Source organism: Methanomicrobiales archaeon HGW-Methanomicrobiales-1, assembly GCA_002839675.1.
GTDB lineage: Archaea > Halobacteriota > Methanomicrobia > Methanomicrobiales > Methanospirillaceae > Methanoregula.
In genome coordinates, this window is record PGYM01000004.1 from 139,524 (window position 1) to 158,965 (window position 19,442).

Below are 19,442 nucleotides of genomic sequence, written 5' to 3' on the forward strand. Positions count from 1 at the left end.
ATCGGGCACCGCTGGCTGTAAAAAGGGATTGCATATTCATAGTCGCCTTTTCCGAGCATTGCTGAAGCGGGACAACCGGTCATCTCCTCGATGGCGCGGTTCCACGCGATGATGAACCCTTCGCGGTTGATCGCAAACGTGGCATCGGGCAGGAAATCAATGATATCGGCAAGGCGCTTTTCCGACTCGACCAGGGAATGCTCAGCCTGCCGCCGGGCCACTGCCTGCCGGATCTTGTGCGAGAGTTCGGCAAACTGTGACTTGACGTCCCCGCCCTTCTGGAGATAAAAGTCTGCCCCGTTATTGATGGCTTCGATTACAACTTCCTCCCGACCGCGGCCGGTGAAGAGAATGAACGGGATATCCCCGAATTGCTTGCGGACGGCTTTTAAAAAGGCAATACCATCCATTACCGGCATCTGGTAATCAGAGACAATGATGTCAAATGCCCGGTCTTTCATTGTACGGAGGGCATCCTCTGCAGAGAGTGAAGTGCTGACAGAGAAATCTTCGTTTTTTTCGAGAGAGATCTGAGTAATGTCTAAGAGTGCTTCCTCATCATCGACATAGAGAATGGAGATCCTGTGCACCGGACTGGACATGAAAAAATATACCTTATGGCAGTACCTGACTCTTCACATTTTTTCACATGGGGTAAGTAAGCACTCTGGCAAACCGGGTGTTGTCCAGAGCACTCCCATCGGGCAATACATAGTACAGAACGATTTTACAGTATTAAAATATCCTTATTTGGACAGGAGTCTGGACAAAAAAGATTAAAACAGGGTTTATTCCGGTTTAAGATAGAAACGCCATTTACAGAACAGTTCTTTGGGATGGGGATCGGGCGGTGCAAACACGCATTCCACGCAGATGCGTTCATCGATCATCCGGGCAAAGCTCGTGAACTCTGCACGGTGCATCTCGCGGCAGACATACTCTCCCAGTCCCCGTTTGAGCCGGGCTTCCTGCGTGGGGCATGACGGCACGGTGATGATCACTTCATCCTCTTTTTCCTCAATCGTATAATCGACGATGATCGCCCACGGGAACAACCGGAGTGCTTTGACAAACCCGGAGAGTCCCTTCTCGGCAATGCCGAACCGCTGCACGAGATCCTTTGCTGCCATCCCGCCGGCTTTGCCCCACACCTGCTCATTGATCTTCTCGGCAACCGGCTGGCCGTACTGTTCGGCAACATAAATGAACCAGAATGCGTCTACGACCCGGTAGTGCCAGAGCAGGAAATCCAGGTATTCGCGTTTCTCTTCATCGGTCATTCGGTCAAAGACTGCGGGATTTGTCATCATCGGTCAGTGAGAGATTGCCCGGAAAGGTAAAAGAGTGTGCGGTAACCGGCCAGACCTGCCATGAGGTGCTGATGCGCATGTCATTAGAATCCCTCTTGCGATCCTTAAAAAAACTCAAAAAAAATCCGGATATAAAGGTAATCTTTGTCTCTTATATCTTCACCTTCATTGAAAAAAATCGGGTGAACCCTGACGGTTATTTCCCGATCTTGACCAGCATCTCTTCAAGCGACGGGTATCGCGACTCAATCTTCTCGACCTTGCCCCCCGCTTCACCAATGAGCCCGGTGCATTCATTGAGTTCGGCCATATTCTCCGCATCGCACACAAAGAGTCCCTCTTCCTGCCGGTAGGTCTTGGAATGCCCGATAAGTTTGCCGGGATTATCGACAGAAAAGAAGATCGTATACGTCAGGGAGCCGAACTGCTCGCGCAGCTCCTTCATGGTACCGAATGCGACCATCTTCCCGCGTTTTAAGATCATCACCTTATCACAGATAGCCTCTACCTGGTAGAGGTTGTGCGCCGAGAGCACGATCGTCTTGCCCTCATTCTTGAGCGTGCGCAGGTAATCGGCAATGAACCGCGAGGTCATCGGGTCAAGGCCGCTGGTGGCTTCGTCATAGACAAGGAAGTTGGGTTCATGGATGAGCGACCGGGCGATCGCGACCTTCCTTTTCATCCCCTTGGAAAACTCCCCGATCTTTTTTCCCTCCGGTTCCAACGACAGTGCAGCAAAGAGCTGGCTTGACCGGACGCGAATCTCCTGCGGGGAAAGTCCGTAGATCTCACCGAAGAATGCGAGGTAATTCTCCGCAGTCATCGTCTCATAGAGCCGGGACTCTTCAGGAAGGTAGCCAAGATTTTCCTTGAGCGCGATCGGATTTTTCACTACATCGATCTCATTGATCAGGAGTTCTCCTGACGTGGGAGCAATAAGACCGGATATGATCTTGAGCAGCGTGGTCTTGCCCGCCCCGTTATGCCCGATGATGCCGAAGATCTCACCGTCTTCGAACTCGAAACTGACACCATCCAGTGCCATAAAACCATCAAAATTCTTGGTGAGGTTGCGGGCGGTTATCATGCGTGGTTGCCTTTCAATCAGATGTGGGTGGACTGAAAGATATAGATTGGGATGGCGTACCCGATCAGGTTCAGGAACCGGGATCGGGATCTTCTCCATGAACCGTCAGGTGCTCTCATGGGGAGCCGGGCAGAGAGCAAAAGTATTACCGGAACTGCAATGACGGGAGATTCACGGGTAGTGCGTCACCGTCCCCCTGTGGGGAAACCTGCAACCCCGTATCTGCACCGAGTACTATTTGTGTAATCCCAAATACTACACTGTACTATAACTACCGCGGGAACATTGCAGAAAAACCGGTGAATTTTAAGGAGTTATACCTCGTATGGGCAGGCTTACCGACATCTCGACCATAGCGCGATGGGAAGTGAAAAAATCCTTCACCATGATGAGCCGGGATGTACTGCCGTTTGCCATTATTCTTTTTGTCCTGCTGGTTGCCGTAACCGGCTTTGCCGCCCAGACGGGCATGCATCTCCAGGACGGCATGTATGTCGTTGGCGTGGAGGATCCCAAGATCGCAGAACTGATTGCAAGCGATGCCCGGTTCTCCGTATACCAGGCAGATGCATTCACCCTCGTGAACGACAGGAACTCCTATGACCTGATCATTTTCAACGGGCAAGTGTACACCAGCCCGACAGAACGGGCAAAAGCGGCACAAAAAACGCTTGAACGCGATTATGCCAAATACGTCAACACGGTCTATAACCGGGAGACGGACCTCTTCGCCGCGTACCCGCTCTGGATCGATGTCCAGACCGTGAAGAGCGAACTCAGCTTCTTATCCACCCAGTCAGGCCAGTACGTGCAGGCTGCCCCCAGTCGTGCGGCACCGGTACCTGAAGGCGCTATTAGTACCGTTCCCACACCGTCACCCTCTCTGGATTTTACCAAGGAGGAACTCCGGCAGGAACTGGTCAAGACCAGCGCAAAGAATACCCAGATCTCGCGCTACACCGAAGTTCTCTCATCGGAGAGCACCATGGGCAGCTTCAAGACTCCATCGCAGCTCTCGCCCCCCCTGCCGTTTGACTCCATTATCCTCGTCTTCGTGTTTATCTTCCCGCTCTACTTTACCTCGCAGTTCTTCATGATGAGCATCATGAACGAGCGCATTGAACGAAAAGGCGAAGTCCTGCTCTCAACACCCGTGGCTTCCTCATCGATCATCCTAGGAAAGATGATCCCCTACTTTATCGGCATGGTGGCCATCTGCACTGCGCTCACGCTCTACGTGCGGGCGCCCCTCATCATCATTCTCCCCCTCATACCGGTCATCATCTTCTTCCTTGCAAATGCGCTCCTGATCGGCATGGTCTCGCGGAGCTTCAAGGAACTCTCGTTCATCTCGATCTTCTTCTCGACCGTTGCTACGTCGTACCTGTTCTTCCCCAGCATCTTTGCAAACGTGCACGTCATCTCTCTCATCTCCCCTTTGACCCTGATCGTGCTTTCTGTCCAGAACACCCCCTGGACCGTCACCGACTACCTGTATTCCACCTCGCTCTTCTGGCTGACCGGGGCGGTGCTCTTCTATATCGGGATGAAAAATTTCAAAGAGGAGCGGCTCTTTTCCGAAAAACAACTTCTCCCGCGGATCCGCGAGTTCCTCTCTGAGATCATTTCCCGCAGGCACCCGTTCCTCTCCCTCTTCCTGCTGACCGGGTTCTCCATACCGTTTGTGTTCATGCTGCAGCTGATGAGCCTCACGCTCTTTTTCAACCTGCCCATGCCGTATTCCCTGGTGCTCCTCCTCATCTTTGCCGCATTTATCGAAGAATGCGCAAAAGGTGTTGGCATCTACACCCTCTATGCCCAGGATCCGGCATTTTTTACCTGGAAGAACCTGATCGCTGCCTGCGCAGCAACGGCGATCGGGTTCCTGGTTGCAGAAAAACTGCTCCTCTTCATCACGCTCGCCCAGATCACCGAATCGGTCTTTGGCAGTATCCTTTTCCTGTCATTGGGCGTACTCTGGATGCCCCTGCTCCTGCATTTTGTGGGCGTGCTGATCGTTGCGTGTTCACTGAAATTCTGGGGGCGGAAAGGATTGGCCATCGGGCTTGTGCTCGCTACTGCCGTTCACTGCCTGTATAACCTTTACTTTATCCTGGGGTGGCTCGGATGAAAGCACGTCACTTGTCCATTATTGCAAAGAAAGAGTTCCGGGGATTGTTCAACGAGCGCACGATCCTGCTGGCAGTCCTGCTCCAGCTCTTCATCGCCCTGTTCTCATCGTTCCTCATGGTCGGGCTCACCTCCATGTATGACCCCTCCTCGCTCTCGAAATATTCACATTACAAGTACAACATCGCCTATGCCGGCAATGATTCAGGAGTGCGTGAATATCTCGAGAGCAGCCCGGATTTCCGGGTCTACCCGATGGATCTCTCTACCGGGGTTGCTGCGTTAAAAGAGCGAAAACTTTCCGCAGTGATCTATGTTCCCGATACGTCCCCGTCAGCGGATGAACCGGTCAAGATCACGCTCTATTCGCTGACCAATGATCTCCAGAGCGCGATCGTTGATGTGAAACTCAAGGATATTTTCCTGAAATATGAAAAAGATCTCCGGGCAGTACGGGCGTTCCGGCTCAGCGAGCAGCCGGTCCCGCTCCAGGTTCCCAAAACCAGCGGGGGCGGTGACTTCTACGAGTTCGTGTACGGGCTGTTGATCCCCCTGCTGGTCTTCATGCCGGCAATCATTGCATCCGCGCTGGTCATCGATCTCATCACCGAGGAGTACCAGCACGAGACCTTGGAGACCCTGATCTCGACTCCCATCACGTTCTCCGAGATGGTCTGGGGTAAGGTACTGGCCTGTGAACTGCTGGTGCCCATTCAGGCAGGGGCATGGTTGCTGCTCCTCATGGCCAATGGCATTGCCATCGAAAACGCCGGGCTGATCCTGGTACAGGTCGTGGTCACTTCACTCATCCTGATCCTGCTGGGTGCCCTGACTGCTCTGCACTACCGCGAGCGGACGGCAGCACAGTTCATCTTCTCTACTGCACTGGTAGTCGTGATCCTCTTTACCCTGGCCCTGCCCTCAAACCCGCTCAACCTGCTCACCCGGCTTGCCGTTGGCACTGCGGGTCCCGAGCAATGGCTGGTGCTCGCGGCAACGGTAGGTATCATCGTCATCCTGGGATTCCTGACCCAGAAATATGCGGAACGGGTCGGGAAATCACACCACGCGGGATGAGGATAAAAAAAAGAATATTAAACGAATGTAATGATCATTGGCCGGTCGATAGCCTTGTAGGTCTTTCCCGCGCTGCTCACAAAGACCTCGACCCGGTCGCTTCCCCTTGTGCCCTGTATCACCAGCTCATCGCCGCGCCGGGGTTTTCGCTGTCCGTCATTCATGTACTGCTCAATGACCTGTCCATCAGACAGGGTGACCTTCATCATAATTTTCTGGACTGATATCTCTCCTTTCCCGCCATTATACAGCAGGTGCAGGGTATAGTCGGGACGCTCTTTGGTAAGCTGGAGATCAACAAACTGTTCGGGGGGAAGCGTATCAACGGTAATGGGAGTGGTCACCCCGGTTGTCTGGGAAGTGGTGACATCAGAGGTTGGCAGAGGGGTGAGGGTGACTTCGGGTTTGATCTCTGCCTGGGTCGGACTCGTACAACCGGCAGAGAGCGCACAAAATACGAGCATGAGTGCGGCAAGCAGGAAAAGGGCATTTTTCATAGGAATTGCTTTCAATTTGTATATATTTCTGATTTGCGCTCGGGAATGGAGCTGATACGAACCAGACTGCCAAGATATCGGTTTTCCTCAATCTCTGGCTGATCCGGCATGGAAAAAACAGATAAAATACAAGGAAAGAACAGTTAAATTAAAAAGGACACCCGGTTTAACGTTATGTATCAGGAGTAACAGGGAATGTTCTGTCCTAAATGTGGAAAAGAGACCGATGCATCGGGAAAATTCTGCCAGTGGTGCGGGTTTGATATCGCATCCCTTCCGGTAAAGCCCGTCATCGTTCCTGAAGAGGAAGAGGGGCCGGAAGTCGGCGTGTATGCGGGTCTTGGCAGGCGGTTTATCGCGTTCATTGTGGATGCAATCCTCATCCTCCTTATTGGAATTGTCACGATCACCTTCTTCTCAATGACGAATGGTATCAAGTACGCGTATTATATCGCTGCGCAGGGCGCTCCGGTATCGGAACTCACCGAAGCGGGTACCGCGGATGCCGCCTTTGGCCCTATCGTTGCGGCCCTCGGTATGCTCATCATCGTGATACCGTGGCTCTACTTTGCCGGGTTCGAATCCTCCCGCAGCCAGGCAACACCCGGAAAAGTGCTGATGCACATCATGGTAACCGATATGGAGGGCAACAAACCTACATTTGCGCGGGTCACACTCCGCCACTTCGGGAAATTTATCTCCGCCTTAATCATCTTTATCGGTTTTTTGATGATTGGGCTTACCCAGAAGCGGCAGGGACTGCACGACAAGATCGGCAGCTGCCTCGTGCTTCTTGAGGACTGAAATTTCCCCCTATAGTATCCCGTAAATATCTTTTTTAAAAAATTTAACATTGAATCTTTAGAGATTTTCAGGATCCGGGTCCGTTATCAGACCGTTATTAAATAAAAATTATTTGTACCGGACCTTCAGGCCAAGCAGCACAAGAACCAGGACAAACGTGATCGCGTTTGCCGCTATAACAGGCAGTGATTCGATCCATATCCCGTAACAGGTCCAGAGCAGGATACCTGCTGCAAAGAGTATGAGCATGGTAAGCGAGAGATCCCGGGTCTCCTTAAGCTTCCATGCCCGGACTACCTGCGGGACGAATGCGATTGTTGTAAGCGCCCCGGCAATGTAACCGATGAGAACAATGGTATCCATGAATGATCTTCTTAATTTTGAACCCTGAAATGATTAATACCGCTGGCATCTGCAGGATTTTTTATTCATCAGTACTTACGAACCCGGGGGTTCCGGTGAGAACTGGTCGGCAACAACAAGCCATCGTCCCGATTCCCTGACAAGGAAGAACATGTCCCTGCCTTTCATTGTCACGGGTTGTCCGCTCATGGTGAACGAGATAGTGAACCGGTACGTAACAACCGCACTGGACCCGCACGCGTGGATCCGTATGCGGTGATCGCTCTCATCCCAGGAGTGGATCGTTACCGCTTCGACAAAACCTCTCCACCCGGCAACATAAGCATCCTGCCCCTCGAGAACCCCGGGGGTGGTGGGCACGATGGCGACTGCTTCGGGATGAATATATTCCCGGAACCGTGTCTCGTCCCACGATTCCGTCCAGCACCGGTTCATTTCCCGGATGGTTGTTTTGATTGCTTGCATTTCCACAGATTGGTCCATCAGTAAATCTCCACTAATTAGGGATGACTGGAATAATAAAAAGGGCATCGGGCACGCGACGCGAAAGTGTGGAGGTTCGGGGGCCAAAGATAACGGAGATCTTTATAGTCCCCCCTTTATTTCCGGGCGGTTGCTTTGAAGAACGTGTAGCAGAAGACTCCATCCTTTTCGGCTGTCCGGTAAAGCGCAGTAATCCCCCGTTCCCATGCATCCTGGCTCATCAGCCCCTGCAGGTGAACTTCATCAGCCACCCCTTCGACCATCGCGGTAAAGGTCAGTTTCGTGAATCCCTCAACAAGCCCGGGGCGGGAGGCATCCACGTACACCATCCGGGGTGAAACATGGACATCCTGGTACCCTGCACCGCTGACCAGCGGGTAGAGTTCCCTCCCGATCAGGGCATTGCCACCCATCTGCCGCTGGAGTTCGACAAGACACTGTACCGCCTTGTGGGCATCCGCATTCTCCGGGTGGAAGAAGGTGGAGCCGTGATCTCCTTCAATCACCGTGAGGGTCCCGCCATCTTTGAGAAGCGGACGAAGCTGTTCCAGTGCCCGCTGCGGTTCAGCGAGATGTTCCAGCACGAAACAGACAAAGATGTGATCGAAGCTCGCAGGCTCGAAGGGTAGCTGGAAGATATCCCCATGCTGGAACGTCACGTTGGTGATCCCTTCCTGCCGTATCCTCTCTTCAGCCCGCTTAATCGAGTCCTCCGAAATATCAAGCGACGTGATCAAGGCGCCGGGGCTATTCCGTGCAAGAATTACAGTCTGGGCACCGATGCCGCAGCCTGCTTCGAGTACCCGGGAACCTCCGGGATAGTGGGTATCATCATGCAGGAGCCCCGTGAGGGTCTGTGCCTGGTCGGCGAGCCGTTCCGACTCGCGGGGTGAATAGCCGTGAACATACTTGTGGTGTGCCATATGAATCCTGACAAAGGCTGTAACTGTCAGTTGTGCAGCCGTTTATTGTACATTTTTGTTAGTTGCTGTACAAAAATGTACTGTAGTCTGGCTGGTAACCCGGGCCTACAGAACAAAAACCTGAACGGAATGGACGGCTCAATACACGACAGCCAGAAAACCCAATGAAAAGAAAAGGCCGGGGCCGAGATTCGAACCCGGGTCGGAGGATCCACAATCCTCTAGGATGACCAACTACCCCACCCCGGCAATTTGCTCTTTTACATTTGCACTTCACTTTGATTAATCTATCCTTCCTGATCCTTCGGCGTTTATCCCACGGAACGGGGTCCGGCACAGGCCCGGTTTTTCTGCCGGTGCATTGCTTTGGTCAACACCCTCACGGTAACAAGGGGACTATTAATAGGGTCGGACATCCATTACATATCAGGTGGCTCTGAACAGTATTCCTTAACAGTGTGGCGTGAAAGCGCACACGCGGTAATACACAAAAAGCGGGAACTTTTTTTTCCGCATTAGAGCTGATACACAAGGAAAGGTGAGGGTATATGGCGGGAAACCCGAAGGTAAGGACGCCGATTGTCTGCGTTATGGGGCACGTGGATCACGGCAAAACTTCGCTGCTGGACCGGATTCGCGGGTCTTCGGTCGTAAGCTCAGAAGTTGGTGCGATCACCCAGCACATCGGCGCAACGATCGTTCCCATCGATGCAATCCGCTCTTTGAGCGGTAAGATGGAAAAAGTACCGATCAACATCCCCGGACTGCTTTTCATCGATACACCCGGTCATCACGCATTCACGACACTCCGTGCACGCGGCGGAGCACTTGCTGACATGGCAATCCTTGTTGTGGATATCAACCAAGGATTCCAGCCGCAGACTATTGAGGCACTCCAGATCCTGCGCAACTGCAAAACACCGTTTGTGATCGCTGCAACCAAGACCGATCGCATCCATGGGTGGAGGGTCTTTGAGAACGAATCGTTCCTTTCATCGTTTGCCAAGCAGAATGAGCGGGTCCAGGGCGTGGTTGAGAACAAAACCTACGAAGTGGTAGGGAAGTTATCCGAACTGGGGTTCTCCGCAGACCGGTTCGATCGGGTCTCGGATTTCCAGCGCAATCTTGCGATTGTACCCGTCAGCGCTCACACGGGCGAGGGCATCTCTGACCTCCTGATGGTCATGATAGGGCTTGCCCAGCGTTACATGGGAGACGCACTTGTCCTCGAAGTCGAAGGGCCGGGTGCCGGCACCGTTCTCGAAGTAAAAGAAGAGCGGGGGCTGGGGACAACCCTGGACGTGATCCTGTATGACGGGACGCTCTCGATCGGCGATGAGATCGCAGTCGCTACGCAAGGGGATGTGATCTTTACCAAGGTGCGGTCACTCCTGAAACCCCGGCCCATGAAAGAGATCCTTGTTGAGGACCGGTTCGAGCGCGAGAAGACCGTAGTCGCAGCAGCAGGGGTCAAGGTCACCGCACCCGATCTGGAAGGGGTCATTGCAGGCTCCCCGTTCTTTGTAGTCCGGGGTAACCGCGACGAGATCGAGGCAAAGATCAAAAAGGAGATGACCGAGATCCATGTCAACCTTGCTGAAGAGGGCATCGTCATCAAGGCTGATACCATCGGGGCGCTTGAAGCGCTCTGCAAGGAACTGGAAGGAAAAGAGATCGGGGTGATGCGGGCGGAAGTCGGGCCGGTGAGCCGGCACGACCTGATAAACACCGAGACCATGAAGAACCCGGTATTCCGTGTCCTGCTCTCGTTCAATACGCCCCTGCTTCCCGATGTCGCAGAAATTCTCAAAAACCCGCTGTATACCCAGGTGAAAGTCTTCGAAGGCCGGGTGATCTACCAGCTGATCGACCAGTATATTGCATGGCGGGATGAGCAGAAGCGCCTCCAGGACAAGCAGCGGTTCGAGCACGTGGTGATGCCGGCAAAAATCCGACTCATGCCCGACTGTGTCTTCAGGCAGAGCAACCCGGCCGTGGTGGGCGTACGGGTTCTCGGGGGCAAGCTGCGCAACGACGTGAACCTGATCAAGCTGGACGGCAAAAAAGTGGGGCATCTCAAGTCCATGCAGCTCCGGCAGGAAAACATCCGGGAAGCAGATGCCGGGCTCGAAGTTGCAATCTCAATCGAAGGGGCAACAATCGGGAGACAATTGAACGTGGGCGAAGACCTGTTCGTGGATGTTCCCGAGCGCCACGTGAAAGTGCTTGAGAAGGAGATGCTCAAGTCATTGAACACGAGCACGCAGGAGATCCTGGAAGAGTACACGTCGATGCGAAGGAAAACCGAACCCTTCTGGGGCAAGTAAAACCGCTTTGTCCGGAGGGACACGAGGATTTAATAGCGTACCAGTATAATTAAATGGGTACTTCTCATGTCTAGGCGATCGAGCCGGCAGTTCGAGACGTGAAATTCAGACGTGAAAAGATCCATAATAAGGATTTTTTCCGAAAAAAAACAATAAGGAGAGATTTGAATGGTGGACTTAAAAGTCGTATTATCAGACCCCAAGACCGGTCGCGCCTACAATGTCGATGCCAGCGGTGGCGCGGCAGGGTCGATCGTTGGCAAGCGTATCGGCGATGAATTAGATGCAGCCCCCATCGGGCTTGCAGGATACCGGATCAAGATCACCGGTGCATCCGACAGGACCGGTATCCCTGCAAAGAAGGGTATTCCCGGCGCAGGACGCAGGAACCTGCTCCTTGCCGGCGGAATCGGTTTTCACCCCACCATGGAAGGGGAACGCCGGAGAAAGACCATCCGCTCCAGCGAGATCACCCAGGATTTCGTGCAGATAAATGCCAGCGTAACCGCCTACGGAGAGAAATCCTTAGACGAGATCTTCCCGAAAGTCGAAGGGCAAAAGGAAGAAAAAGCTGCAGCAAAAGCCCGCGGCAAGAGATAAGATACCAATTCTTTTTTTTTAGATTTTATCAAGCGTTAAAAAAAGGGATTATACCGGTGAGTTAATACTCACTTCACCGTAAGCCGAGGAATTCTTGGCAAACTTGAGTGCCTTGCCATCCTTGTAGATCTCCACGGTTATATCGTGGCGGGTGGAACCGTCTTCCTTGTGGAATGTTGCAGATACAGATCCGGTCGTAGCATTCAGAGAATACACACGGTCGCCGGAATCCTTCACCTTCACCATCTCTCCATTAATACCATAGGTGCCGGCAAAACTTCCAATGTAACTCACCCTGACATATGCCCCGGTACCCGGCACGGTGACTGTGGGAACTTCCTTGATCGATTCCGGGTTTATTCCCGTTCCTGATGCAGATGTTGGCTGGGCTGAAGTTCCCAAAGGCACCTGTGTTGCCTGGGGAGTCGTGCTTTGCCCTGGTGTTGACGACTGCCCGGCAGTGTTCCCGCTTCCCAAAAAAAATACGAGGGCTATGATAACAACGGCAATGATCCCCACTACTGCTGCAATACTCACCCACGGTTTATCCCACGGATCGTTTCTTCTTCTCATAAACTAACTCCGGACTTTAATAAAGATAGATTTTGAGTAAATGAGCGAAATACTTTGTGCTCTTTTGATTCAGGAGTTGATCCGGGTAAATCAGTTCAAAAAAAATAAGTATGGATTCAGCCTTTTTTCACACCCTGCATAAGCGCTTCGGACAGATCCTCAAAGGGGACCTGATATTTTTTGGCGAGAAACACGAGCGCAGCCGGTGGCAGGAGATGACTGTCGAACCCGTCCCTGATCGTCCGGTTCATCTCTGCAACAATATCGATCTCCTGCATATTTTTAGCCGTTGCAATCCGCCGGATAAGTTCCTGGGCCGGATCATTGCGTTCAAAGATGGCGGATGTAGGTTTGAAGCCTATGGGGATCGTGATAGCAGTAAGATCGAACCGGGGCGTAAAGATCCCATTCTCCAGGCTCAAAAAGCCCTCTTCTTCCGCTCTCCGCAGAAGCTGGTTCGCCTGGTCGGTACTCATCCATTTCCGGTCGAGCGCGTAATAGTAGACCAGTTCGTTTTTTCTCATACCGGTCTTGCGGGTATGCTTGAACGGTGCTGCGATCGTAACCTGAAGCGTCACTTGGTAGTACCCAGAAGAATATTTTTCATATCGAGCGCATCCAGTCCTTCGCCGCTGCCATCCTTGGCGATATCAACGTCCGTGCGGGACACCTGGTCGGTCAGGCGAAGGTAGAAGACATCATTTGCTATGGGAACTTTTCCCCCACCGCGCAGGGCAAGCGCGAGCACAGAACATTTCAAATCGACAGCTTCGGTGATTACCCCGGGACGTAAAACATCCGGCGTTATATCCCCGAACGATGCCCGGTCAAGAGCAATTTCTACCCGGGTCTTGACCCGGACCAGCTCTTTTCCGGTTGTTTTGGTCGTCTCATGATCATTCAGATCGGCGATATAACTGAGCGTCTCGTTAAACGGCATCCCCATCGCAAATGAGAGATCCACCCGCTGGGGGAAACGATAACAGATCCTTCGCATAGCTAGAATATGCAGGTCTGGATGAAAAAAGATTGCTGGTCTGATATTGATTATGCGAGCAACACTGCGTTAATAACGCCGTCCTGGCCCGGGCGGCTCATAATGCGGGCGTGTCCAATCTCGGTCTTGATAACTGCGCCCTTGGTGAGCAGGTTTCTCCGGACAAAGTTCGGGTTTGCAGTGTTCTTCTCGACCGTCTGGATCTTCACTTTTTTGGTTTCGCCATTTGCGGGATTGGTGACATTTGCAAAGGCTGCCCGGAGCGCCCGGACCTTTTCGTTTCCACCAAACGTGCGGATGATCTTCTTGCGGTCTTCCCCGATATGGGTGTCTGCCGGTGCAAGACCGATTTCTGCTCTTCGCTTCATCGCTGCCGGGCGGCGCCTGCCACCGGTTACCTTACGTACTGATTCTCCCTGCCACTGCATGGTGTCACTCTCTATAAAATCTTCCCGGAACTAACTTCCTCAAAGATGGTGCTCTATATATTCCCTTCAGAATTATTTATAGTACTTCCCGATTGCATTTTTCTGCTGCAAGGCCTTTTAAAAAAGAGGTCCGAATTTTTCCTGCCAATTCGGACTGTCGGAACGGATGAAAATCCACAAAAATTATGCAAGAATACTGTCGAGCAGGGCTGCTACGCCATCACCGGTTTTCAGGTTTGTCCGGAAGACCGGCATCGAAGGATTATACCGCTTGATATCCGATTGCATCCTGTCGAGATTTGCCCCGACAAGCGGTGCCAGATCGACTTTATTGATAACCCCGATCGTGCAGTCCCGGAACATCATCGGGTGCTTGTTCACCACATCGTCTCCTTCCGTGGAACTCACCACTACGATCCGCTTCTCGGCACCGAGCCGGAAATCCGTGGGGCAGACCATGTTACCCACATTCTCGATGAAGAGGACATCGATATCATCGAGAGGAAGTTGGTCGATTGCGTGTTCCACGAGATGAGCATCGAGATGGCATTCTTTGCCGGTGTTCGCATTGAACGCCGGAATTCCGAGTGCAACAATGCGCCGGAAGTCATCGTCCCCATATACGTCCCCGGCAATCGCACCGGCTTTTAATCCTTTTTTGTTGAGCAGCGGGACAAGGCGTTCGATGAGCGCAGTCTTACCTGAACCGATCGCCCCGAGGAGGTCAAACGCCCGGACCCCGTGAGCCTTCAGATGCTGCGCATTCTGGCTGGCCAGGGCGTTATTGACGTCGTACACATCCTTCTCAATCCTGACGTCGATATGATGCATGTAAACATATGTGGGAGCGTACACTGTTTATACCTTGACCCACAAATCTTCATGCAATGGTGGAAGGGGAGTGCATTCTTTATCCCTGCTACTTTAATGCAGGGTTTACACGGGCTGAGGGCAGGAGAGTTCCGCGCAGCCTGGCAGCCAAGGGGCCGGTTCTTATGGATATTGAACGCTCCCTTCGGAAGATGGGAGTGACCTTCCGGGCTGAAGAGCAGCACCATCCTGCACACTGGGAACGCCATGAAGGTCGTATTATTGCCGAATGGACCGATAAAAAAGAGATACTCATAAAAAAAGTTGCCCAGAAGATGGATAAAGGGCGGTAATTGCCATGTATGACCTGCACACCCACACGATCCTCTCCGATGGGGAAATGCTCCCGACAGAATTAATCCGGCGGATGGCCGTGATGGGTTACACGACCGTTGCAATCGCGGATCATGCTGACGCATCCAATATCAAAGAGATACTTACAACCCTGACCCGGGTCCGTGAGACTGCACAGATTTATGGGGTGAAACTCCTTTGCGGGGTTGAGCTCACCCATGTTCCACCCACCCGGATCGCGGGTCTGGCAAAATCTGCAAAGGTGCTCGGGGCAGATATCGTTGTTGTTCACGGGGAAACAACAGTAGAACCGGTTGCTCCCGGGACAAACAATGCCGCTTGTAAGTGCAGGTATGTCGATGTGCTCGCCCACCCGGGACTCATCTCGATCAAGGATGCGCGGATTGCTGCAAAGAACGGGATTGCCCTTGAACTTACCTCACGGGGCGGGCACAACCGGACGAACGGTCATGTGGCACAGATCGCACAGCAGGCAGACTGCCAGCTCGTGGTTGACTCTGATGCGCATGCTCCTCAAGATATCCTGACAGAAGAGGCAAAATTTATCGTGGCAAAAGGGGCCGGACTGACCGATGCTCAGTGCAAAGAGGTCCTATCTTTAAATATCGACCAATTCCTGGATTCCTGAAAATTCTATTTATACTTTCACGGAATGTTTAAATACCGTCGTGTCGCACATATATAGATTACTAAAATATTTCAACATTATTTGTGTTCGTGAGGTTGTTTAAATGAAGGTTGTTGGTCGAGCGATGAGCACCGTTGGCAGCCGGATGCTCATTATCCAGTGCGATGCCGGCCAGCTCCCCGCATTGTACAGTGAAGTAACTGACAAGCGGATGAAACCAGTGGGAAAGATTCTGGATCTTTTTGGCAATGTAAAAGCACCGTACGCTGCAGTTCTCTGCCGCGAAAAATGCGCAGTCCTGCCCAACGATAAACTCTTCACAAGATAAGGACGCACAGGCACGAATGTACCACCTTTGGCAATCAGAAAAAACAGTATCGGGGAATACGGATGACAGAAATTGAGAAGTTAAAAACCCTCCAGACTGAGAGAGAAGCGCTTAAGTCGCGGACAAAGCAGAAAGAGACGGAGAAGAAAGCAGAGAATCACACCGAAACAGTCTGTCCCGAGTGCGGCGGGCGACAACTGGTTCACGACTACGAGCGGGCCGAACTGGTCTGCCAGAGCTGCGGGCTGGTGCTCGATGATGATTTCATCGACCGGGGTCCCGAATGGCGTGCATTCGACCATGACCAGCGCATGAAGCGCTCAAGGGTCGGCGCACCGATGACCTTTACCATCCACGACAAGGGTCTCTCGACCATGATCGACTGGCGCAACCGCGACAGCTATGGAAGGGCAATCTCCTCCAAGAACCGGGCACAGCTCTACCGGCTCCGCAAGTGGCAGCGCCGTATCCGTGTCAGCAATGCAACTGAGCGCAACCTCGCATTCGCCCTTTCAGAACTTGACCGGATGGCATCGGCTCTCGGCCTCCCGCGAAACGTCCGTGAGACGGCAGCAGTCGTGTACCGTGATGCGGTGGACAAGAACCTGATCCGCGGGCGGAGCATTGAAGGTGTGGCAGCAGCCGCCCTCTATGCAGCCTGCAGGCAGTGTAGCGTGCCAAGAACCCTTGACGAGATCGCCGAAGTGTCGCGTGTATCCAGAAAAGAGATTGGCAGAACCTACCGTTTCATCTCCCGTGAACTCGGATTAAAACTCCTCCCGACATCCCCCATCGATTACGTGCCGCGTTTCTGCTCGGGACTTACCCTGAAGGGCGAAGTCCAGAGCCGTGCCGTGGAGATTCTCCGGCAGGCCGGGGAACGAGAACTTACCAGTGGCCGGGGCCCGACCGGTGTGGCAGCAGCCGCAATTTATATCTCATCAATTCTCGGTGGCGAGCGGCGCACTCAGCGTGAAGTGGCAGAAGTAGCTGGTGTTACCGAAGTCACCATCCGCAACCGGTACAAGGAACTTGCAGAGAAGCTCGACATCGAGATCATTCTCTGATACAATCATTTTTTCACGTCGTCTTACCCCACAGTCTGACGTCGTTTGCGTTTCGGGATAGCAACAACTATATTCCCTGCGCTGGAAAATTGTATGCCACAAAAAGGCGGGCTCGTAGATCAGGGGTAGATCGCTACGTTCGCAACGTAGAGGCCGCGGGTTCAAATCCCGCCGGGTCCATTTTCCTGTTTTTGATTACTCTTCTCTCATAGTCAGACGATTGCAGGTTTGGCCCCGTAAAAATGCGTGATTGCCATTACCCGGGTTTTTTAAAATTATTTTCAGGGCCGGATGGTACCGCGTGCCAAAACGGATTTATCAGACCTCCTGACAACGTACTTACTTACATACCGGCAGTCGGCCGGAGGACAGGAAGAGACGCACATGCCACGAGGAAGAGGATACCATATTCTAGCAGCAGTAATTTTCTTTGCAATCCTGGCCATACTACCGGTCAGCGCCTATAATGTCACTATTTACAGCACCTCTTCCGGGTTTGATGCTGCGCTTCACAATGATTCAGTAGTGGTCATCCGGTCGATTCCGGGATCCGCAGGAACCGAACTTGACAGCAATGTTAACCAGTTCATCCAGCCATCGGTGGATGTGATCATCCTGGGGGGCAACGATACATTCTCCCGGTCAACAGCGGCAACACTGGAAGCAGCAGTTGCGGAAGGAAAGATCCTTGTTGTCACGTATCCCGGAAACCGCCTGTTCAATGCAAGCCTGCCAGGATCCAATAACGGAACTGCAACAGGGGGGCAGTACCTGGAAGTATCCGATCCCACTGCTGCCGTTTCCCGGGAACTTTTCGCGGGGCTGCCAGCCCGGTTTTCCGTTCAGGGCGCTGTTCCTGACCGGGAGCAGGTGTTTGCCCGGGACAGTTCTGTTACGGTATTGAGGTATGATGATGGCATACCTGCCCTTCTGTATGGTAAGTACGGCAAAGGGTACGTGATCGAGTGGACAACACCCCCCGTCCCATCATACCTGAGTAGCAGGGACGCTGATATGATCCTCGACCGGCTGATCTCCCGGTTACTGCCGGCACCGGTATCCGTTCCAACAACACTCGCCACAACACAGATAACCCCGACCACCCTGCCGGTAACAAACATCACTACTGCACCCGGCCCGGTTGCCACAGAAACAATCCCGCTAACGACAGGGAACGTGACAGTGTATTCATCCCCATCCGGGGCCAGTATCCTCATTGATGGGGTATATTACGGGACTACCCCGGTGAACCTGACCGGTATCCTGCCGGGGAACCACATCCTCCGGCTTACCCAGAGCGGGTACTTTGATTACGAGGGGAGTATCTACGTGATTTCGGGTCAGACTTCACATGCCTTCGGCACTCTTCCCCCTCTAAACCAGATCCAGGCATTGGCGACACCGGTCTCGATTATTGTCCCGGTTGTAACAGCAGAGCCTACGCAGGCCAAGGGATTGTTTGAAAACTCAAGTGTCATTGTTGCGATAATCGGGATAATTACTGCAATGATTGCAGCGGGAGCCACAATTTTTTCCCATATAATGAAAGCAAAAAAAGAGTGAGTGTCGGATCTTTCGTGAAGGACAATTTTTCCCGGGAAGAGCCCGGATCTTATTCAAAAATTCCCTGGTTTTCACCCAAACCACAGTAACAACTATATGGAATTGACGGAAAAATAGTATGCCGCAAGAGCGCTTGCAAAGGGCTCGTAGATCAGGGGTAGATCGTCACGTTTGCAACGTGAAGGCCACGGGTTCAAATCCCGTCGAGTCCATCTTTCTTTTGGGAATTTTTCTGATTACCGTAAGGTAATATTCCGAAACTCTTTGTTGCCGCATCGTGCGGTTGGGGGGACCCCCAGGGGGTCCCTGCCCCTTGCGTGAAAAATAAGCCACCCCCCTCTCATGACTCTGAGGGGGTACCCCCACCCCCCGATAAAAATCGTCCGGTGTGAATGATGGGATTTTTGTCACATGTACATGTGATTAGCGCTTGTACATGCTACAATCACATGTACATGTTACTCGTGTTTTTGGATTTTTTTTTAAAGAGGTCTCCAAGTGTCCGCAGATATCAAGCGCACAGCGGGAAAACAGAATTTCAAAAGAGCTGAAAGTATAAATAAATCAATCAACCCAGTCAAGAAGATGACTGGAATGGTCCTGATCACTCTTCTGGATCAGCCGGGTTTTGACTTTTTTTACCGCTTCGGTTGCAGGGGACGACTGCTGCTCGAACTGCCCGTAATCCATATAATCCCGGGAAATCCGATCCTCCACTTCCACCGTAATCTCCTGAATGAGAGGGGAAGATTCTTCCGGCATGCCGGTCGAAGAGGAGTCTGCCTGCCGGATATTCTGTTCGCTCGCTACAACCAGCGGGGTATCCTGCAGAATTGGCGTCATAACAGGAATCACCGGAGGTACTAGTTTCGCAGCCGACGGGTTCACCACAGCCGGGCCGGAAACGCCCTGCAAGGTACCTGAACGGTAGAGCAGGAAATCCACAAAGTCTTCAACCTCCCTGCGCTGTTCGGGGGATAACCGGTCCAGTTTGCTTTCCAGTGATTCCATATCGTGCCTGTAATTGTATGTAGGGAAATGTCTCGTGTTGATCGTAATTAATGCGCCGATA

25 protein-coding genes, 3 tRNA genes and 1 pseudogene are annotated in these 19,442 nt (G+C 52.5%); 15 read left to right on the forward strand and 14 right to left on the reverse strand.

Features of this window, described 5'->3' with window-relative positions; genetic code table 11:
• Window positions 1-200: 200 nt before the first annotated feature.
• Window positions 201-602, reverse strand: a pseudogene (locus CVV30_12145) (hypothetical protein).
• On the opposite strand from CVV30_12145, the gene CVV30_12150 reads away from it, so the two are divergent.
• Complete coding sequence (locus CVV30_12150) at window positions 601-780, forward strand: hypothetical protein (protein PKL68084.1); 180 nt, start codon at window positions 601-603, stop codon at window positions 778-780. The pseudogene CVV30_12145 and the gene CVV30_12150 overlap by 2 nt on opposite strands.
• 8 nt (window positions 781-788) lie before the next feature.
• Here CVV30_12150 and CVV30_12155 read toward each other — a convergent pair whose 3' ends face one another.
• Both CVV30_12155 and CVV30_12160 read right to left on the reverse strand, forming a co-directional pair.
• Window positions 789-1,307, reverse strand: a complete 519-nt coding sequence (locus CVV30_12155; protein ID PKL68146.1) for a hypothetical protein — start codon at window positions 1,305-1,307, stop codon at window positions 789-791.
• 199 nt (window positions 1,308-1,506) lie between these two features.
• Window positions 1,507-2,397: an ABC transporter ATP-binding protein gene (locus tag CVV30_12160; protein PKL68085.1), complete on the reverse strand. Its 891-nt coding sequence runs from the start codon at window positions 2,395-2,397 to the stop codon at window positions 1,507-1,509.
• A 51-nt stretch (window positions 2,398-2,448) separates the two neighbouring features.
• On the opposite strand from CVV30_12160, the gene CVV30_12165 reads away from it, so the two are divergent.
• The 3 genes from CVV30_12165 (at window position 2,449) to CVV30_12175 (ending at window position 5,604) form a co-directional block, all read left to right on the forward strand.
• Window positions 2,449-2,643, forward strand: a complete 195-nt coding sequence (locus CVV30_12165) for a hypothetical protein (GenBank protein ID PKL68086.1) — start codon at window positions 2,449-2,451, stop codon at window positions 2,641-2,643.
• A gap of 79 nt (window positions 2,644-2,722) precedes the next feature.
• Entirely contained in the window at window positions 2,723-4,528 is a 1,806-nt protein-coding gene (locus CVV30_12170) for a PrsW family intramembrane metalloprotease (protein PKL68087.1), read from the forward strand.
• The gene (locus CVV30_12175; protein ID PKL68088.1) at window positions 4,525-5,604 is read left to right on the forward strand and encodes a sodium ABC transporter permease; all 1,080 of its coding nucleotides are present in this window, start codon (window positions 4,525-4,527) and stop codon (window positions 5,602-5,604) included. Before CVV30_12170 ends, CVV30_12175 begins: the two co-directional genes overlap by 4 nt.
• A gap of 17 nt (window positions 5,605-5,621) precedes the next feature.
• Here the strand turns inward: CVV30_12175 and CVV30_12180 are convergent, their stop codons facing one another.
• Entirely contained in the window at window positions 5,622-6,101 is a 480-nt protein-coding gene (locus CVV30_12180) for a hypothetical protein (protein PKL68089.1), read from the reverse strand.
• A gap of 195 nt (window positions 6,102-6,296) precedes the next feature.
• Here CVV30_12180 and CVV30_12185 point away from each other — a divergent pair, with 195 nt between their 5' ends.
• Entirely contained in the window at window positions 6,297-6,905 is a 609-nt protein-coding gene (locus CVV30_12185; GenBank protein PKL68090.1) for a hypothetical protein, read from the forward strand.
• Between the two features lie 108 nt (window positions 6,906-7,013).
• Here CVV30_12185 and CVV30_12190 read toward each other — a convergent pair whose 3' ends face one another.
• From CVV30_12190 to CVV30_12205, 4 genes are all read right to left on the reverse strand, one after another.
• Entirely contained in the window at window positions 7,014-7,268 is a 255-nt protein-coding gene (locus CVV30_12190) for a hypothetical protein (protein ID PKL68091.1), read from the reverse strand.
• 75 nt (window positions 7,269-7,343) lie between these two features.
• Entirely contained in the window at window positions 7,344-7,799 is a 456-nt protein-coding gene (locus CVV30_12195) for a hypothetical protein (GenBank protein PKL68092.1), read from the reverse strand.
• Window positions 7,800-7,867: 68 nt separating this feature from the next.
• Window positions 7,868-8,674 (reverse strand): SAM-dependent methyltransferase, encoded by an 807-nt coding sequence (locus CVV30_12200; protein ID PKL68093.1) that lies wholly within the window; start codon window positions 8,672-8,674, stop codon window positions 7,868-7,870.
• Between the two features lie 176 nt (window positions 8,675-8,850).
• Window positions 8,851-8,923: transfer RNA gene (locus CVV30_12205), tRNA-His, on the reverse strand.
• Window positions 8,924-9,222: 299 nt separating this feature from the next.
• On the opposite strand from CVV30_12205, the gene CVV30_12210 reads away from it, so the two are divergent.
• On the forward strand, window positions 9,223-11,001 hold the full coding sequence (locus CVV30_12210; protein ID PKL68094.1) for a translation initiation factor IF-2: 1,779 nt from the start codon (window positions 9,223-9,225) through the stop codon (window positions 10,999-11,001).
• Window positions 11,002-11,169: 168 nt separating this feature from the next.
• A complete protein-coding gene (locus CVV30_12215) occupies window positions 11,170-11,601 on the forward strand; it encodes a 30S ribosomal protein S6e (GenBank protein ID PKL68095.1) in 432 nt (143 codons plus the stop codon).
• 48 nt (window positions 11,602-11,649) lie between these two features.
• On the opposite strand, the gene CVV30_12220 is transcribed toward CVV30_12215, so the two are convergent.
• Window positions 11,650-11,922: a hypothetical protein gene (locus CVV30_12220; protein ID PKL68096.1), complete on the reverse strand. Its 273-nt coding sequence runs from the start codon at window positions 11,920-11,922 to the stop codon at window positions 11,650-11,652.
• 1 nt (window position 11,923) lies between these two features.
• On the opposite strand from CVV30_12220, the gene CVV30_12225 reads away from it, so the two are divergent.
• On the forward strand, window positions 11,924-12,181 hold the full coding sequence (locus tag CVV30_12225) for a hypothetical protein (protein ID PKL68097.1): 258 nt from the start codon (window positions 11,924-11,926) through the stop codon (window positions 12,179-12,181).
• 109 nt (window positions 12,182-12,290) lie between these two features.
• Here CVV30_12225 and CVV30_12230 read toward each other — a convergent pair whose 3' ends face one another.
• The 4 genes from CVV30_12230 to hypB all read right to left on the reverse strand — a co-directional run bounded on the left by CVV30_12230 (window position 12,291) and on the right by hypB (window position 14,430).
• Window positions 12,291-12,752, reverse strand: coding sequence for a DUF2240 domain-containing protein (locus CVV30_12230; GenBank protein PKL68098.1), 462 nt, complete (start codon window positions 12,750-12,752; stop codon window positions 12,291-12,293).
• Window positions 12,749-13,171, reverse strand: coding sequence for a hypothetical protein (locus CVV30_12235; protein ID PKL68099.1), 423 nt, complete (start codon window positions 13,169-13,171; stop codon window positions 12,749-12,751). The genes CVV30_12230 and CVV30_12235 overlap by 4 nt, the downstream gene beginning before the upstream one ends.
• A 50-nt stretch (window positions 13,172-13,221) precedes the next feature.
• Window positions 13,222-13,599: a 30S ribosomal protein S8e gene (locus tag CVV30_12240; GenBank protein ID PKL68100.1), complete on the reverse strand. Its 378-nt coding sequence runs from the start codon at window positions 13,597-13,599 to the stop codon at window positions 13,222-13,224.
• Window positions 13,600-13,782: 183 nt separating this feature from the next.
• On the reverse strand, window positions 13,783-14,430 hold the full coding sequence (hypB, locus tag CVV30_12245; protein ID PKL68101.1) for a hydrogenase accessory protein HypB: 648 nt from the start codon (window positions 14,428-14,430) through the stop codon (window positions 13,783-13,785).
• Window positions 14,431-14,486: 56 nt separating this feature from the next.
• Between hypB and CVV30_12250 the strand changes: the two genes are divergently transcribed.
• The 7 genes from CVV30_12250 to CVV30_12280 all read left to right on the forward strand — a co-directional run bounded on the left by CVV30_12250 (window position 14,487) and on the right by CVV30_12280 (window position 18,582).
• A complete protein-coding gene (locus CVV30_12250) occupies window positions 14,487-14,762 on the forward strand; it encodes a signal recognition particle protein Srp19 (protein PKL68102.1) in 276 nt (91 codons plus the stop codon).
• Window positions 14,763-14,767: 5 nt separating this feature from the next.
• Window positions 14,768-15,412, forward strand: coding sequence for a PHP domain-containing protein (locus CVV30_12255; GenBank protein PKL68103.1), 645 nt, complete (start codon window positions 14,768-14,770; stop codon window positions 15,410-15,412).
• A 103-nt stretch (window positions 15,413-15,515) separates the two neighbouring features.
• Complete coding sequence (locus tag CVV30_12260) at window positions 15,516-15,740, forward strand: RNA-binding protein (protein PKL68104.1); 225 nt, start codon at window positions 15,516-15,518, stop codon at window positions 15,738-15,740.
• 62 nt (window positions 15,741-15,802) lie between these two features.
• The gene (gene tfb / locus CVV30_12265; GenBank protein ID PKL68105.1) at window positions 15,803-16,807 is read left to right on the forward strand and encodes a transcription initiation factor IIB; all 1,005 of its coding nucleotides are present in this window, start codon (window positions 15,803-15,805) and stop codon (window positions 16,805-16,807) included.
• Between the two features lie 108 nt (window positions 16,808-16,915).
• Window positions 16,916-16,987, forward strand: a tRNA-Ala gene (locus tag CVV30_12270).
• A 111-nt stretch (window positions 16,988-17,098) separates the two neighbouring features.
• On the forward strand, window positions 17,099-18,370 hold the full coding sequence (locus tag CVV30_12275; GenBank protein PKL68106.1) for a hypothetical protein: 1,272 nt from the start codon (window positions 17,099-17,101) through the stop codon (window positions 18,368-18,370).
• Between the two features lie 140 nt (window positions 18,371-18,510).
• Window positions 18,511-18,582, forward strand: a tRNA-Ala gene (locus CVV30_12280).
• A gap of 352 nt (window positions 18,583-18,934) precedes the next feature.
• Here the strand turns inward: CVV30_12280 and CVV30_12285 are convergent.
• Window positions 18,935-19,381 carry a hypothetical protein gene (locus CVV30_12285; GenBank protein ID PKL68107.1) on the reverse strand — a complete coding sequence of 149 codons (447 nt, stop codon included), beginning with the start codon at window positions 19,379-19,381 and terminating at the stop codon, window positions 18,935-18,937.
• Between the last annotated feature and the right edge of the window lie 61 nt (window positions 19,382-19,442).

Excerpts from the sequence above, each read along its gene's own strand:
- CVV30_12180 (PKL68089.1), bottom strand. The coding sequence starts at position 6,101 with ATGAAAAATGCCCTTTTCCTGCTTGCCGCACTCATGCTCGTATTTTGT.
- CVV30_12215 (PKL68095.1), top strand. The coding sequence starts at position 11,170 with ATGGTGGACTTAAAAGTCGTATTATCAGACCCCAAGACCGGTCGCGCC.
- CVV30_12250 (PKL68102.1), top strand. The coding sequence starts at position 14,487 with ATGGTGGAAGGGGAGTGCATTCTTTATCCCTGCTACTTTAATGCAGGG.
- CVV30_12200 (PKL68093.1), bottom strand. The coding sequence starts at position 8,674 with ATGGCACACCACAAGTATGTTCACGGCTATTCACCCCGCGAGTCGGAA.
- CVV30_12195 (PKL68092.1), bottom strand. The coding sequence starts at position 7,799 with ATGCCCTTTTTATTATTCCAGTCATCCCTAATTAGTGGAGATTTACTG.
- CVV30_12240 (PKL68100.1), bottom strand. The coding sequence starts at position 13,599 with ATGCAGTGGCAGGGAGAATCAGTACGTAAGGTAACCGGTGGCAGGCGC.
- CVV30_12175 (PKL68088.1), top strand. The coding sequence starts at position 4,525 with ATGAAAGCACGTCACTTGTCCATTATTGCAAAGAAAGAGTTCCGGGGA.
- CVV30_12190 (PKL68091.1), bottom strand. The coding sequence starts at position 7,268 with ATGGATACCATTGTTCTCATCGGTTACATTGCCGGGGCGCTTACAACA.
- tfb (PKL68105.1), top strand. The coding sequence starts at position 15,803 with ATGACAGAAATTGAGAAGTTAAAAACCCTCCAGACTGAGAGAGAAGCG.
- CVV30_12170 (PKL68087.1), top strand. The coding sequence starts at position 2,723 with ATGGGCAGGCTTACCGACATCTCGACCATAGCGCGATGGGAAGTGAAA.
- CVV30_12260 (PKL68104.1), top strand. The coding sequence starts at position 15,516 with ATGAAGGTTGTTGGTCGAGCGATGAGCACCGTTGGCAGCCGGATGCTC.
- CVV30_12160 (PKL68085.1), bottom strand. The coding sequence starts at position 2,397 with ATGATAACCGCCCGCAACCTCACCAAGAATTTTGATGGTTTTATGGCA.
- hypB (PKL68101.1), bottom strand. The coding sequence starts at position 14,430 with ATGCATCATATCGACGTCAGGATTGAGAAGGATGTGTACGACGTCAAT.
- CVV30_12255 (PKL68103.1), top strand. The coding sequence starts at position 14,768 with ATGTATGACCTGCACACCCACACGATCCTCTCCGATGGGGAAATGCTC.
- CVV30_12165 (PKL68086.1), top strand. The coding sequence starts at position 2,449 with ATGGCGTACCCGATCAGGTTCAGGAACCGGGATCGGGATCTTCTCCAT.
- CVV30_12185 (PKL68090.1), top strand. The coding sequence starts at position 6,297 with ATGTTCTGTCCTAAATGTGGAAAAGAGACCGATGCATCGGGAAAATTC.
- CVV30_12210 (PKL68094.1), top strand. The coding sequence starts at position 9,223 with ATGGCGGGAAACCCGAAGGTAAGGACGCCGATTGTCTGCGTTATGGGG.
- CVV30_12235 (PKL68099.1), bottom strand. The coding sequence starts at position 13,171 with ATGCGAAGGATCTGTTATCGTTTCCCCCAGCGGGTGGATCTCTCATTT.
- CVV30_12150 (PKL68084.1), top strand. The coding sequence starts at position 601 with ATGAAAAAATATACCTTATGGCAGTACCTGACTCTTCACATTTTTTCA.
- CVV30_12275 (PKL68106.1), top strand. The coding sequence starts at position 17,099 with ATGGTACCGCGTGCCAAAACGGATTTATCAGACCTCCTGACAACGTAC.
- CVV30_12285 (PKL68107.1), bottom strand. The coding sequence starts at position 19,381 with ATGGAATCACTGGAAAGCAAACTGGACCGGTTATCCCCCGAACAGCGC.
- CVV30_12155 (PKL68146.1), bottom strand. The coding sequence starts at position 1,307 with ATGACAAATCCCGCAGTCTTTGACCGAATGACCGATGAAGAGAAACGC.